Raw genomic sequence first — 13,412 nt, 5'->3', positions numbered from 1 at the left:
ATGATGCAGGAAACCGTGCTCAACAAGATTGTTCGTGATAAAGCGCAATGGGTCGCAGCACGACAGCAACAACAGCCACTGGCCAGTTTTCAAAATGAAATCGTCCCAAGTGAACGCGGTTTTTACCACGCGTTAGAGGGAGCCAGAACGGCGTTTATTCTTGAATGTAAAAAGGCATCCCCTTCCAAAGGGCTGATCCGCGAAAACTTCGATCCGGTAGAAATAGCTTCGGTCTACAAAGATTTTGCTTCGGCAATTTCGGTGCTGACCGACGAAAAATATTTCCAGGGCAGCTTCGATTTTCTGCCGCTGGTCAGCAAAACGGTGACACAGCCGGTGCTGTGCAAAGATTTCATTATCGACCCGTATCAGATCTACCTGGCGCGCTTCTACCAGGCCGATGCCATCCTGCTGATGCTGTCGGTAGTTAACGACGATCAATACCGCCAGCTAGCCGCAGTGGCGCATAGCCTGAACATGGGCGTATTGACTGAAGTGATCAGTGAAGAAGAACTGCAACGGGCCATTGCTCTGGAAGCGCGCGTGGTGGGCATCAATAACCGTGACCTGCGCGACCTTAGTATCGACCTGGAGCGCACCCGTCAGTTGGCGCCACGTGTGCCACACGGCGTAACGGTGATCAGCGAGTCCGGCATCAACAATTACGGTCAGATCCGCGAATTGAGCCACTTTGCCAACGGTTTCCTGATTGGTAGCGCATTAATGTCGGAACCCGACCTGCGCGCCGCCGTGCGTCGGGTGATGCTCGGCGACAATAAAGTTTGCGGATTGACCCGTCCGCAGGATGCTGCCGCGGCTTATCAGGCCGGTGCGGTCTACGGTGGTTTGATTTTTGTCGGGCGCTCGCCGCGCTATGTTGATATCAATCGTGCCCGCGAAGTGATTTCCGGTGCGCCGCTCAAATACGTCGGCGTGTTCTGTGACGCGCAGGTAGAGACGGTAGTACAGACCGTCGAGCGCCTGGGCCTGAAAGCGGTGCAGCTGCACGGCGCTGAAGATCAAGCCTATATCACCGCCTTGCGTGCCGAACTGCCGACCGACTGCCAAATTTGGAAGGCGCTGAGCGTGAAAGACCATTTGCCAAAGCGCGATTTGCAGCACGTTGACCGCTACCTGCTGGATAACGGCGCGGGCGGTACCGGGCAGCGTTTCGACTGGTCGGTACTGCACGGCGAAAACCTTGAAAACGTAATGCTGGCCGGTGGCCTGGGCGCGGATAACTGTGTTGACGCGGCCAAACTCGGCTGTGCCGGTCTGGACTTTAATTCCGGCGTTGAGAGCCAGCCCGGTATTAAGGATCCTGCCCGCCTGGCGGCGGTGTTCCAGACTCTGCGCGCTTACTGAAGATTATTAACGGATAATAACGGGAACTATAATGACGCTGCTTAACCCCTACTTCGGCGAATTTGGTGGCCAATATGTGCCGCAGATTCTGATGCCGGCCTTAAAACAACTGGAAGAAGCCTTTGTCAGCGCTCAGCGCGACCCAGAGTTTCAGGCTGAATTTATCGACCTGCTGAAAAATTACGCCGGTCGCCCAACCGCGCTGACGCTGTGCAGAAACCTCACTGCCGGTACCAAAACCAAGCTGTACCTGAAGCGTGAAGACTTGCTGCACGGCGGCGCGCACAAAACCAACCAGGTGTTGGGTCAGGCATTGTTGGCCAAACGCATGGGTAAAACCGAAATCATCGCCGAAACCGGTGCCGGTCAGCATGGCGTGGCCTCGGCCCTGGCCTGTGCCTTGCTCGGTCTGAAATGCCGCATTTATATGGGTGCCAAAGATATTGAGCGCCAGTCACCTAACGTATTCCGCATGCGCCTGATGGGTGCGGAAGTGATCCCGGTACACAGCGGTTCTTCCACGCTGAAAGACGCCTGTAATGAAGCGCTGCGCGACTGGTCCGGCAGCTACGAAACCGCCCACTATATGTTAGGCACTGCTGCGGGCCCACACCCGTACCCTACTATCGTGCGTGAATTCCAACGCATGATCGGTGAAGAAACCAAAGCGCAGATGCTGGAACGCGAAGGCCGCCTGCCGGATGCGGTACTGGCCTGCGTGGGTGGCGGCTCCAACGCCATCGGCATGTTTGCCGACTTTATCGATGATACCAGCGTGGGGCTGATCGGCGTTGAGCCTGCCGGTCTGGGTATTGAAACCGGCCAACACGGCGCGCCGTTGAAACACGGCCACGTCGGTATCTATTTCGGCATGAAAGCGCCGATGATGCAGACTTCCGAAGGCCAGATTGAAGAGTCCTATTCCATTTCCGCCGGGCTGGACTTCCCTTCCGTTGGGCCGCAGCACGCTTACCTGAACAGTATCGGTCGCGCCGAGTACGTGTCGATTACCGATGACGAAGCGCTGGATGCATTCAAAGCGCTGTCGCGTAGCGAAGGAATTATCCCGGCGCTGGAGTCTTCCCACGCCTTGGCGCATGCGCTGAAAATGATCCGTGAAACACCGCAAAAGGAACAGATCCTGGTGGTTAACCTGTCCGGCCGCGGCGACAAAGACATATTTACCGTTCACGACATTCTGAAAGCACGGGGAGAAATCTGATGGAACGTTACCAGCAACTGTTCGACCGCCTGGCAAGCAACAAGGAAGGCGCTTTCGTCCCGTTCGTGACCCTCGGCGATCCTGGCCCGGCACTGTCATTGCAAATCATCGATACCCTGGTTGAAGCCGGCGCCGACGCGCTGGAGTTGGGTATCCCGTTCTCCGACCCACTGGCTGACGGCCCAACCATTCAAAGTGCGGCGCTGCGCGCATTCGCCTCTGGCGTCACGCCAACTCAGTGTTTCGAAATGCTGGCTGCCATCCGCCAGAAACACCCCGGCATTCCTATCGGCCTGCTGATGTACGCCAACCTGGTATTCCATAAAGGTATCGATGCGTTTTACCAACGCTGCGCCGAAGTGGGCGTAGACTCGGTGCTGATTGCCGACGTGCCGTATGAAGAGTCCGCGCCCTTCCGTGCCGCCGCTATCCGTCATGGTATCGCACCAATCTTTATCTGCCCGCCAAATGCTGACGACGATTTACTGCGTGAAATCTCCTCACATGGCCGGGGCTACACCTACCTGTTGTCACGTGCAGGCGTAACCGGAACCGAAAGCCGTGCCCAGCTGCCGCTGCATCACCTGGTGAACAAACTGCGTGAATACCATGCTGCCCCCCCGCTGCAAGGCTTTGGTATTTCTGAGCCGGCCCAGGTGCGTGATGCGCTGCAGGCCGGGGCTGCTGGGGCGATATCCGGTTCCGCGATCGTCAAGATTATCGAACAAAACCATACGCAACCGGCCGAAATGCTGGCGCAATTGTCGACCTTCGTCAGTGAAATGAAAGCCGCAACCCGGGCATGATTGACCAGCAACGGGCGTAGATAATCTATGCCCGTTGTTAACATATTGTTTCTCTTCAAGGTTGTGCTATTTTTTTTACACCTTCGATTTGAACAAACCTGATTCTTGTCTCACAATTAACCCTGCGCGTCGGGCATTTCTTTATTTGGGGAAATGCGCTACGTTTTCAGGTGAAAACCCGAATGTAGTTTCAACAATAACATTGCATGGAGAGTAATTTATGAAGCTATTTAAAACCCTTTCGGTCTTATGCATGGCAGCCGTTGTGGCATTCGCAGTAAGTGCCTGCGCGCCAACAGCGAAATCTGAAGGGACTGGCGGTTATATTGACGATACGGTAGTGACGACCAAGGTGAAGTCAGCGCTGCTGGCGGATAAAACCATCAAGTCTACCGAAATCAGTGTCGAGACCTTTAAAGGTCGTGTGCAACTGAGCGGCTTTGTCAGTTCAAGCGCCGATGCCAACCGTGCGGTGCAGGTGACTCGTGGCGTAGCGGGTGTGAAATCCGTTGAAAACGTCATGAACATCAAGTAGTAAAAGTAAAACGGAGGCGCTGCGTGCGCCTCCCTGTTTCATCCCTGTCAGAAGCGATACCCTGCCCCGAACATGAACACCCACGGATCCAAACGCGTATCAATGCTGTGATGATTACCGTCCGCATCGTCAAAGCGAGTTTTGGTTTCGATGTTCATCCACCACACTGACATGTTCAGCATCCAGTGTTCATCCAGGTTGTAATCCAGACCCGCCTGCGCGGCTACGCCCCAAGAGTCTTTTAAACTCAGGTTACTCAGCCCGGCGCTTTTGCCGTTATCGTTGAATTTTTCATCGAAGAAGGTGGTGTAGTTAACGCCAAGCCCCAGATACGGACGCAGTTTGTCCTGTTTGTCGCCGAAATAGTATTGCGCCATCAGGCTTGGTGGCAGATCGCGTACCGTTGCGATATTCCCGTTCACCGCAGAACCGTTCAGCCCTACCTTGTGGCGAAACGGCGTTGCAGCCAGCAATTCGACGCCGATATTGTCCGTCACCATATAGCCGAAGGTCAGACCAAGCTGGGTATTATTGTCGGCACTGAATGAGCCTTGCCCCAACACGTCGTCCGATCCGGCATTTGGCCGCACAGTAGCAGCGCCTGCGCGGAACAGAAAATCGCCTGCCTGATGCGCACTTGCCAACATAGGCGTCATCATTGCCGCCAATACCACCAGAGTTGTCTTTTTCATTATCCATTCCATTTGTGTGGTTATCATCCAGGGGGAATATACCTACTTACGGGTATTTATGATCCCATCGAGATCACATCTTATGTGTAAAAGTTTTAATTCCTACTAAAAACAAGGTTACCTAAGAGGCTAATAAATCAAGGATTGATCTGAATCAAAAAATGCCTTTTGTTGCAAATTATCTACATGTTCCGACGCAAGAACACAGCTTGAAAGGTGGCAAAGGATAGCGATAAAGCCGATTGCAGAAGAAATCGTCACAGTGCACTTCGCGGGGTGCCACAGCGGCCTGGAACAGGGTACAATCGCCCACTGATTTTGATTTATCTCTGTTTCTCGATGCCAAGGAGTCTGCATGCCTATCACGGCCAACACGTTGTACCGTGACAGTTTTAATTTTTTCCGTAACCAACTGACCAGTATCCTGATGCTGGCGCTGTTGACCGCGTTCATTTCTGTGCTGCTCAACCAGGCTTTCAGCCCTGACGTCGAACAGTTGAAGATCCTGAGCGCAACGGAAGGTGACTTTGCTGCATCCGCCGGTATGGGGATCCAGGAAATCATTCAACAAATGACGCCTGAGCAACAGATGGTGTTATTGAAGGTTTCAGCCGCCGCCACCTTTTCCGCATTAGTGGGCAACGTGTTGCTGGTTGGCGGGATGCTGACATTGATTCGTCTGGTTTCTCAGGGGCAGCGCATCAGCGCACTGCGCGCTATCGGTGCTTCTGCGCCGGAACTGCCGCGTTTACTGCTGCTGCTGTTTATCTGCACGCTGTTGATCCAGCTGGGCCTGACGCTGTTTGTGGTGCCGGGCGTGATCATGGCGATCGCCTTCTCTCTGGCTCCGGTGATTACCGCTACCGAAAAGAAAGGCGTGTTCGCCTCGATTAAGCTGAGCTGCAAGTTGGCGTTCGCCAATGCGCGGGTGATTGTTCCGGCGATGATGTTGTGGCTGGCAGCCAAGCTGCTGGTGCTGTTTATGGTGAGCCACCTTTCGGTGCTGACCCCGAACGTCGCCAGCGTGGTGCTGACCGCCCTGAGCAACCTGGTTTCGGCCTTGTTGCTGATTTACCTGTTCCGTCTGTATATGCTGCTGCGCAGCTAATCTCACAGTCGAAATCTGAAAGGCACGCTTCGGCGTGCCTTTTGTTTATTGAGCCACAGCAGGTTCCGCCTGCTCCTTACTTTGAATCAGCTTCAGCGCCAGGTACAAGTCCGGCACCAATATCAACTCCCGATCGCGCCCCATTCGATTGATACGGAACCAGCGCGTCAGCTCGGTTCGCCGTCCTGCCAGCACCAACTTCACGTTACGCTGTAACAAATCACGTTTCAATTCGTCGATGGCCGCCAGTACGCTGATATCAGCATGGGTAAAGCTGGCAACGGCGTCCACTACTACCCAACGCGGCTGGAACGGTGTGCTGTCCACCAGGTTCAGGATCCGCCGTTTGAAATACGCCACGTTGAAATAGGTCAGTGGCGAGTTGAAACGATACATCATCACACCGGGCACCGCTTTAATGCCGTTATTGTTGCCCATCGAATGGATCATGCCTTCGTCATTAACGCCCAGCAGTTGTTCCGTTGGGCGGAACACCGTGCGCAGGAACTGCATCAGGCCCAGTAAAACCGCCAGGCCAATACCGCTGATCACCCCCACCAGCAGTACGCTAAGGAAGGTAAACATCGCCAGCCGGAAGGCCTGAGCATTGCGACGCCGCATGATCCAGATGCCACGAATATCCAACAGCGACCAGGCGGCGTACATCAACACCACACCCAACCCCGCCACCGGAATAAACTGTAGCGGCGCCATCAGGAACAAAAGCACGAAGGCAATCACCGCCGCCGCAATGATCGATACCAGTTGGCTCTTGCCGCCGTTGGCATCATTAACCGCAGTGCGCGAATCTGCCCCGCTGATGGCAAACCCCTGCGACAGTGCCGAGACGATATTCACCAGGCCAAGCGCCCGAAATTCGGCATCCGCATTCACCTCATAACCGTTTTTCGCCGCGAAGCTTCGTGCGGTCAGCATCATGCTGACAAAGCTGACCACGGCCAGGTTCAGCGCCGGGATCACCATGTCACGCAGCAAACCCGGTTGAAAATCCGGCCACTGCACTATCGGCAGTACATCACTAAAACCGCCGACCGTCACCACACCATGCTGTTGCAACCCGCCTGCCCAGGTAACAAAAGTGACCAGAACAATGGCAAATAAAGGTGCCGGCCAGTTGGGCCGCCATTTTTTAAACCCGATCAGCGTAACCAGCGCCAGTAACGAGACCGCCATCGTCAGCCAATCACTGTGCATCAGGTTGCCTGGCAGCGCGTAAATACGTTCGATCAGCTGCGCCGGGTGCACGCCAAATCCGAACACCTTGCCAATCTGATCGACCATGATGGTAATTGCCACGCCGTTCAGCAAACCGCTGAGTATCGGTCGCGAGAGTAAATCGGCCAGTGCGCCCAGCTTGAAGCGGCTGGCCAACAGACACCAGGCGCCCATCATTGCCGTCATCATGATGGTCAATTGCCAATGGCGTTCCATATTGCCCGCCGCCAACGGGGTCACGACGGCGGCAATCACCGCACAGGTCGCCGCATCCGGCCCTACAATCAGTTGGCGTGAAGAGCCAAAAAACGCGTAGGCTACCATTGGCAAAATACAGGAATATAACCCCACTATCGGGCTGACGCCGGCCAATTCGGCGTAGGCAATCGCTACCGGCAATGCCACGGCGGCGACGGAAAGCCCGGCGCGGATGTCCGGTTTGAGCCAGCTGCGTTGATACCCTAATAAATGCGTCAAACCGGGCGTAAGCGCCTGGAGAGATTTCCACTGCATAAACTGTTTTCCGTTATAAATTATCCGGCTATTATTGCGCGTATCATGCGATGCCTATGCCGTGCTGGCAATCTGCCCGCCGCGAACTCGCGACCTCAATCGTAAGTTTATGCAAATTCCTGCTTTCATGGCGGAAATCCGACGACCAAACGCCGATAATCAGCAGTTGCCAGCGGTACACAGAGCCCGCCAAATCCGGTATAGTCGGCCGATGAACAGATGATGGATTGATTTATGAAGCAGTTTCTTGATTTCCTCCCGTTAATTGTCTTTTTCGCTTTTTATAAGCTCTACGATATCTATGTTGCCTCTGGCGCATTGATTGTTGCTACCGCCCTGGCGCTGGTGTTCACCTGGTTCAAATACCGCAAAATTGAGAAGATGACATTGATCACCTTCCTGATGGTGCTGGTGTTCGGCACTTTGACGCTGGTGTTCCATAACGATTTGTTTATCAAATGGAAAGTGACGATCATTTATTGCCTGTTCGCACTGGCGCTGCTGATTAGCCAACTGGTGCTGAAAAAGCCGTTGGTTCAACGCATGCTGGGCAAAGAGCTGACGCTGCCGGATAAAGTCTGGAATAACCTCAACCTGGCCTGGGCAGTATTTTTCCTGGCCTGTGGTCTGGCGAATATTTACGTTGCCTTCTGGTTGCCCCAGAGCGTTTGGGTTAACTTTAAAGTCTTCGGTCTGACCGCGCTGACGCTGGTATTTACCCTGCTCAGCGGCGTTTATATTTATCGGCACATGCCGGAAGAACAGAAAAAATAGTTACAAAATTGTTAATGCCCGTAGCCTTTGCTACGGGCAGTATAGTGAAATCCCTTCTTTGATAAGCAGACAGCTATGACTCAACAACGACCTTTACCCAGTGGCGAAATGGTGCTGCGAACGCTGGCGATGCCGGCAGATACCAACGCCAACGGCGATATTTTTGGCGGCTGGCTGATGTCGCAGATGGATATTGGCGGCGCTATTCAGGCGAAAGAAATTGCCGAAGGCCGCGTCGTTACCGTGCGAGTGGACGGTATGACCTTCCTGAAACCGGTCGCGGTGGGTGACGTGGTATGTTGCTACGCGCACTGTATCCGCACTGGACGCAGTTCAATCACCATCAATATCGAAGTGTGGGTCAAAAAAGTATCTTCCGCCCCTATCGGCCAGCGCTACCGCGCAACCGAAGCTGTGTTTACCTATGTTGCAGTAGACGATGAAGGTAATTCACGCGCCCTGCCCGATGGCAAGATGAACTTCCGCGTTGGCTTCGAAGAATAAGCCGGAATGCAAACAGCAAAAAGGGTCGCCTGGTGAATAGCGACCCTTTTTTATTGGCACAAACCTTAATCAGTTTACGTCGGTCGAACCATCCAGCTTGAAGTGGATATTCACGATATGACCTTTTACTTCTTTGGCTTGATAGCGCCACTTACGCAACGCCTGTTTAACTTCACGTTCGAACATATTGCGTGGTTCTGCTGACAGGATACGCACGTTACTCACACGGCCATCGCTGTCGATATCAAACTGTACCTTTACCTTGCCTTCGATCTGCAATGCCTGCGCCCGTGGCGGGTACATTGGTTTAGATTGCACCAGTGCTCTCGGTGCCACATCACGCGAATTGCCCGCAACCGGTGCTGCCGGCGCCTGCTTCACCGGAGCCCTATCGACAGGCTTGGCCGGCTGGTTATTTTCAAACGGCGACGGCTCACGCGGCTCGGTTTTCTGTGGCTCACGCTTAACCGTTTTTTCGACCTTCGGCTTCGGTTTTGGCTTCGGCTTGGGTTTTACCGGCTCCGGCTTCAGTATCGCCTTCGGCGGTGGCTCTGGGAGCGGTTCTGGCTCGGGTTCTGGCTCTACCTGTGGCTCTGGCTCAGGCTCGGCCGGTGCCGGCGGAGGCGGCTCTGCCATCGCGGCGGTATTGACCATCATGACGCTGATCGGCGCATCTTCAGGTTTCGGCAACTCCATCACTTCCTTGACAGAAGCATAGAGCAGACCCGCCACCAAGGCGCTATGTAAGCCAACAGACAAGATAATTGGCACGGACAAACGGCGATTAAGGAACATCTTTTTTAGCGGCATAATGATTCTGTTTCCTCTGGTTCGCCAAGTTTAAATGCAAATAGCAATCATATTCAATAACGAATGGCAAACTATCGCTCTAATCGTCATTATTCATCGCTAAAACCTGCAAACTCATGGGGATATTAACCTTTCGTTTGCCTATTCACTGAGGCTTTCACACGCTTCATTAACCTGATTTACCTGGCCAAAACGAAAAAACCCGCCGTAGCGGGTTATCCTTGACCAATACAGCATTAATCTTCATCGCCGTAATACAACACGCCCAGTTTGATCAACGGCCGGCCCTGCGCCTTACGGTGTAGATTGCTGTCACGCAGTGAATAGACGCAGCCACAGTATTCCTGCTGATAAAAGCGTTCACGCTTGCTGATCTCGATCATCCGCGACGCACCACCCTTTTTGCGCCAGTTGTAATCCCAATACTCCAGGTCTGGGTATTTTTCCGCTGCGCGCACGCCGCAGTCGGTGATTTGCTGCATATTCTTCCAACGGGAGATTCCCAGCGAACTGGATATGGTGTCGTAGCCATGCTCGTGCGCGTACAGCGCGGTGCGCTCAAAGCGCATGTCGAAACACATGGTGCAACGGATCCCGCGCTCAGGTTCGTGCTCCATTCCTTTGGCGCGAGCAAACCAGTTATCGGTATCGTAATCGGCATCAATGATCGGCACGCCGTGCTGTTCCGCAAAGCGGATATTCTCGTCCTTGCGCAGCAGGTATTCCTTTTGTGGATGGATATTCGGGTTATAGAAGAAAATGGCGTATTCGATGCCAGAAGCCTGAATGGCTTCCATCACCTCACCGGAACAGGGCGCACAGCAAGAGTGCAGCAGCAGTTTGCTTTTGCCCTCAGGCAAGTCGAGTTTATCTCTAACCAGTTCCGTCATTTCCTCACCTCTCAATCCTTGTCTCATTAAATCATGCGGCCGAACTATACGAATAAAAGCTAGTCACCTCAAGGCATAAGCGCCAGTCACAGGCAAATTCCAGCGAGCAAGCATTCCCTTGTAACCCCTTTTGCGCTACTTTAAATTTACCGATCTATAGCAATGATTTTAAAGGTGAAACATGCTTTATCTGATCTACGCGCAAGACGTACCCAACTCATTGGAAAATCGCCTGTCGGTACGCCCGGCCCACCTGGCACGCCTGCAAGCCCTGCGTGATGAAGGCCGCCTGGTCATCGCCGGTCCCAATCCAGCCATCGACAGCAACGACCCTGGCAGTGCTGGTTTCAGTGGTTCTACGGTGATTGCGGAGTTCGCTTCACTGACAGACGCCCAGGCCTGGGCCGAGCAGGATCCCTACGTCGCCGCCGGCGTTTATGCTGAGGTAACGGTAAAGCCTTTTAAGCAGGTATTCTGATTTTTGGGACATCGCCGCTTCAATCATCACGGACTCGCCATTATTGGCGAGATCCCAGATAAAAAAAAGCCAGCACGGAGTGGCTGGCCAAAGGGTTCTTCGAGGGAATATCTTGTCCGATAAAGTTACTCCCTTCGCTTGCCGGTTCGCCAGCTATCGCTGTGATAGGTGAACTATTTTTTCGCCAGAATCAGCGTCTGCATATCCGCAAACATGGCATCCCATTCCGCTTGATTTATCTCCATCAGGCCAAAGAAACGCAACATAAATGCCCCTTCGGTAGCCAGAAAGGCCAATCGTGCCCGCTTGCCCTCCTCGGTGGTTAAATCCAGACCGGCGATCCGGCTGCGGTACCACTCACGCGTGCTGTCCAGATGCTCTGGCGTTTGGATCAGGGTCGCCATCAGACCTGCGGCCTTGGCGCTGGATGCCTGATCGGAGCTTCGGGTGGCCTGCATATGCGCCTGCACTGTCGTTGTGGCCGAGGGACTTTCCCCGGCAATGGCATCGAAAACCTGGTCATAGGCTTTACCCCAACGTTCGAACATCGCATCAATTAACGCGTCTTTGGTACCAAAGCAGTACTGCACCCCGCCCTTTGAAATCCCCATCGCCTTGGCGACAGAATCAATGGTCAACCCGGCCGCACCCTGCCTGGCGACAATCTCCTCGGCCATATCCAGAACCTTGTCGCGATCGATGCTCCGTTGACGTCCCATTGAGAAACCCTCTTTTCAATACATACGTATGGATATATATTACCCCAGTATACCACCCGTTACGTTCGGGTGGTGACCTTATAGCAACGCATCCGCGTCGCCTGCTTTTTTGGAATAATATTATGCACGCAAACAACCGCTGGTTGATCCTGGCAATGATCTCCAGCGCGCTATTTTTGATCATTATCGATATGACGGTGCTGTACACCGCATTGCCTCGGCTGACCCTGGCGCTGGATGCCAGCGCCTCACAAAAGTTATGGATTGTGAATGCCTATCCGCTAGTGGTCGCCGGTTTACTGCCCGGAGCGGGCATGCTGAGCGATCGCATTGGTCATAAACGGCTGTTTATTGCCGGGCTGCCGGTGTTTGCCATCGCCTCCCTTTGTGCGGCCTTCTCTCCTTCAGCCCAATGGCTGATCGCCGCCCGCGTATTTCTCGCGGTAGGTGCAGCGATGATGATGCCGGCAACCCTGTCCATTGTCCGCCATGTGTTTACTGACGAACGCGAACGCGCCCTGGCGATTGGCATTTGGGCAGCGGTCGCTTCCGGTGGTGCCGCTATCGGCCCGGTGGTCGGTGGCGTCTTGCTGGAGTATTTCTGGTGGGGATCGGTATTTTTGATCAACGTTCCTGTCGTCATGGTGGTACTGCCGCTGGCCTGGCGATTGATACCGCACTGCGGTGGGGAAAATAAAGCTCCTTACGATATCCTCGGGTCAGTGCAGATCATGGCCGGTCTGGTGGGTAGCATCTATGCACTGAAGGAACTTAGCAAGGCAACTCCCTCCCTTTCTGCGCTGGCAATCGCCGCCGCCATCGGCGTTTTGTCGCTCTGGCTGTTTGTTCGTCGACAGCGGCAGGCGCGCTACCCGATGATCGACTTCTCGCTATTCCAGAATCGGCTGTTTGCCGGCGGCGTCGGCGTCGCGCTGGTGTCGATGATTGCATTAGTCGGCGTGGAGTTGGTTCTGACTCAACGCCTGCAATTGGTGCTTGAGCTGAGCCCATTACAGGCCGCGCTGTTTATTCTGCCAATCCCGGTGGCGTCCGCACTGGCAGGCCCACTGGCCGGTTTACTGCTGCCGCGCTACGGCGAGCGCAGCATGATATTCGGCGGATTGTTCCTGACCGGCCTCGGCATCGCCGGGCTGGCCCTGCTTTACCAGAACAGCCTGATGTCGCAGTTGGTTTGTCTGTTTATCGCCGGTTTTGGCATCGGTGGCGCCATTACCGCCGCGTCGACCGCCATCATGCTCAATGCCCCGGAAGAAAAATCCGGTATGGCTGCCTCGATCGAGGACGTGTCCTATGAGCTGGGTGGCGTGCTCGGTATCACCTTGCTGGGTGGCTTGATGACCGCCATCTATAGCCACAGCCTGGTGTTACCCGACAATCTGCCGGTGGGTGACGTCGCCTACGACAGTATTGATGAAGCCCTGCGGCTGGCGGCCAATCTGGCTGTCGATCAAGCTGAACAACTGAGGCAACTGGCACGACTGGCTTTCGATCGCGCATTTATAGTGGTGCTGATTGCGGCGGCATTGCTGATGGCGCTAAGTGCCGGCGTGGCAAAAATGGTCTTACGCAAGTAATGATACCAAGTCGCTGTTGTTGTTAACGCATTGTGCTTAAACTGAATGGGCAATTTGCTTGTCGGATTTATCGTTATTGGTTTCAGCGATTGCATTGATGCTTTTGATCGTCTTTAACCCTGCGATAAATCCGGTTACTGTGTTTGTTATGGATATTGTGTAAAT

Annotated in this window: 14 protein-coding genes; 9 read left to right on the top strand and 5 right to left on the bottom strand. The window is 54.1% G+C overall.

Annotated elements, in window-relative coordinates; all coding sequences use genetic code 11:
• Positions 1–3 precede the first annotated feature (3 nt).
• The 4 genes from trpCF to FCL49_RS01070 all read left to right on the top strand — a co-directional run bounded on the left by trpCF (position 4) and on the right by FCL49_RS01070 (position 3,928).
• Positions 4–1,365, top strand: coding sequence for a bifunctional indole-3-glycerol-phosphate synthase TrpC/phosphoribosylanthranilate isomerase TrpF (gene trpCF, locus FCL49_RS01085; protein ID WP_174353426.1), 1,362 nt, complete (start codon positions 4–6; stop codon positions 1,363–1,365).
• A gap of 28 nt (positions 1,366–1,393) precedes the next feature.
• Entirely contained in the window at positions 1,394–2,587 is a 1,194-nt protein-coding gene (trpB, locus tag FCL49_RS01080) for a tryptophan synthase subunit beta (RefSeq protein WP_172491194.1), read from the top strand.
• On the top strand, positions 2,587–3,393 hold the full coding sequence (trpA, locus tag FCL49_RS01075; protein ID WP_174352060.1) for a tryptophan synthase subunit alpha: 807 nt from the start codon (positions 2,587–2,589) through the stop codon (positions 3,391–3,393). The genes trpB and trpA overlap by 1 nt, the downstream gene beginning before the upstream one ends.
• A 220-nt stretch (positions 3,394–3,613) precedes the next feature.
• Complete coding sequence (locus FCL49_RS01070) at positions 3,614–3,928, top strand: BON domain-containing protein (RefSeq protein ID WP_012145400.1); 315 nt, start codon at positions 3,614–3,616, stop codon at positions 3,926–3,928.
• A gap of 47 nt (positions 3,929–3,975) precedes the next feature.
• Here FCL49_RS01070 and ompW read toward each other — a convergent pair whose 3' ends face one another.
• Positions 3,976–4,620 (bottom strand): outer membrane protein OmpW, encoded by a 645-nt coding sequence (ompW, locus tag FCL49_RS01065; RefSeq protein ID WP_174352059.1) that lies wholly within the window; start codon positions 4,618–4,620, stop codon positions 3,976–3,978.
• 355 nt (positions 4,621–4,975) lie between these two features.
• Between ompW and FCL49_RS01060 the strand changes: the two genes are divergently transcribed.
• Positions 4,976–5,728 (top strand): YciC family protein, encoded by a 753-nt coding sequence (locus FCL49_RS01060; RefSeq protein WP_174352058.1) that lies wholly within the window; start codon positions 4,976–4,978, stop codon positions 5,726–5,728.
• Positions 5,729–5,773: 45 nt separating this feature from the next.
• On the opposite strand, the gene FCL49_RS01055 is transcribed toward FCL49_RS01060, so the two are convergent.
• Positions 5,774–7,477: a SulP family inorganic anion transporter gene (locus FCL49_RS01055; protein WP_174352057.1), complete on the bottom strand. Its 1,704-nt coding sequence runs from the start codon at positions 7,475–7,477 to the stop codon at positions 5,774–5,776.
• A gap of 234 nt (positions 7,478–7,711) precedes the next feature.
• On the opposite strand from FCL49_RS01055, the gene FCL49_RS01050 reads away from it, so the two are divergent.
• Complete coding sequence (locus tag FCL49_RS01050; RefSeq protein WP_135316807.1) at positions 7,712–8,251, top strand: septation protein A; 540 nt, start codon at positions 7,712–7,714, stop codon at positions 8,249–8,251.
• Positions 8,252–8,326: 75 nt separating this feature from the next.
• Positions 8,327–8,755, top strand: coding sequence for an acyl-CoA thioester hydrolase YciA (gene yciA / locus FCL49_RS01045; RefSeq protein ID WP_012145405.1), 429 nt, complete (start codon positions 8,327–8,329; stop codon positions 8,753–8,755).
• Between the two features lie 69 nt (positions 8,756–8,824).
• Here yciA and tonB read toward each other — a convergent pair whose 3' ends face one another.
• Both tonB and FCL49_RS01035 read right to left on the bottom strand, forming a co-directional pair.
• Positions 8,825–9,565 carry a TonB system transport protein TonB gene (gene tonB, locus FCL49_RS01040; protein ID WP_174352056.1) on the bottom strand — a complete coding sequence of 247 codons (741 nt, stop codon included), beginning with the start codon at positions 9,563–9,565 and terminating at the stop codon, positions 8,825–8,827.
• A gap of 236 nt (positions 9,566–9,801) precedes the next feature.
• Positions 9,802–10,455 carry an epoxyqueuosine reductase QueH gene (locus FCL49_RS01035; protein WP_174352055.1) on the bottom strand — a complete coding sequence of 218 codons (654 nt, stop codon included), beginning with the start codon at positions 10,453–10,455 and terminating at the stop codon, positions 9,802–9,804.
• Between the two features lie 181 nt (positions 10,456–10,636).
• Between FCL49_RS01035 and FCL49_RS01030 the strand changes: the two genes are divergently transcribed.
• Positions 10,637–10,933: a YciI family protein gene (locus FCL49_RS01030; RefSeq protein WP_174352054.1), complete on the top strand. Its 297-nt coding sequence runs from the start codon at positions 10,637–10,639 to the stop codon at positions 10,931–10,933.
• Between the two features lie 173 nt (positions 10,934–11,106).
• Here FCL49_RS01030 and FCL49_RS01025 read toward each other — a convergent pair whose 3' ends face one another.
• Positions 11,107–11,652, bottom strand: coding sequence for a TetR/AcrR family transcriptional regulator (locus FCL49_RS01025; protein ID WP_135316813.1), 546 nt, complete (start codon positions 11,650–11,652; stop codon positions 11,107–11,109).
• Positions 11,653–11,774: 122 nt separating this feature from the next.
• Between FCL49_RS01025 and FCL49_RS01020 the strand changes: the two genes are divergently transcribed.
• Positions 11,775–13,247 carry an MFS transporter gene (locus FCL49_RS01020; protein WP_174352053.1) on the top strand — a complete coding sequence of 491 codons (1,473 nt, stop codon included), beginning with the start codon at positions 11,775–11,777 and terminating at the stop codon, positions 13,245–13,247.
• Positions 13,248–13,412 lie beyond the last annotated feature (165 nt).

This window comes from Serratia proteamaculans (genome assembly GCF_013337185.1).
Taxonomy (GTDB): Bacteria; Pseudomonadota; Gammaproteobacteria; order Enterobacterales; family Enterobacteriaceae; genus Serratia; species Serratia proteamaculans_D.
The sequence above is the reverse complement of the archived record's forward strand: the minus strand, read 5'-3'. Positions and strand labels throughout refer to the sequence as shown.

Excerpts from the sequence above, each read along its gene's own strand:
- trpA (WP_174352060.1), top strand. The coding sequence starts at position 2,587 with ATGGAACGTTACCAGCAACTGTTCGACCGCCTGGCAAGCAACAAGGAA.
- FCL49_RS01055 (WP_174352057.1), bottom strand. The coding sequence starts at position 7,477 with ATGCAGTGGAAATCTCTCCAGGCGCTTACGCCCGGTTTGACGCATTTA.
- tonB (WP_174352056.1), bottom strand. The coding sequence starts at position 9,565 with ATGCCGCTAAAAAAGATGTTCCTTAATCGCCGTTTGTCCGTGCCAATT.
- yciA (WP_012145405.1), top strand. The coding sequence starts at position 8,327 with ATGACTCAACAACGACCTTTACCCAGTGGCGAAATGGTGCTGCGAACG.
- FCL49_RS01030 (WP_174352054.1), top strand. The coding sequence starts at position 10,637 with ATGCTTTATCTGATCTACGCGCAAGACGTACCCAACTCATTGGAAAAT.
- FCL49_RS01020 (WP_174352053.1), top strand. The coding sequence starts at position 11,775 with ATGCACGCAAACAACCGCTGGTTGATCCTGGCAATGATCTCCAGCGCG.
- FCL49_RS01035 (WP_174352055.1), bottom strand. The coding sequence starts at position 10,455 with ATGACGGAACTGGTTAGAGATAAACTCGACTTGCCTGAGGGCAAAAGC.
- FCL49_RS01050 (WP_135316807.1), top strand. The coding sequence starts at position 7,712 with ATGAAGCAGTTTCTTGATTTCCTCCCGTTAATTGTCTTTTTCGCTTTT.
- FCL49_RS01070 (WP_012145400.1), top strand. The coding sequence starts at position 3,614 with ATGAAGCTATTTAAAACCCTTTCGGTCTTATGCATGGCAGCCGTTGTG.
- ompW (WP_174352059.1), bottom strand. The coding sequence starts at position 4,620 with ATGAAAAAGACAACTCTGGTGGTATTGGCGGCAATGATGACGCCTATG.
- trpCF (WP_174353426.1), top strand. The coding sequence starts at position 4 with ATGCAGGAAACCGTGCTCAACAAGATTGTTCGTGATAAAGCGCAATGG.
- FCL49_RS01025 (WP_135316813.1), bottom strand. The coding sequence starts at position 11,652 with ATGGGACGTCAACGGAGCATCGATCGCGACAAGGTTCTGGATATGGCC.
- FCL49_RS01060 (WP_174352058.1), top strand. The coding sequence starts at position 4,976 with ATGCCTATCACGGCCAACACGTTGTACCGTGACAGTTTTAATTTTTTC.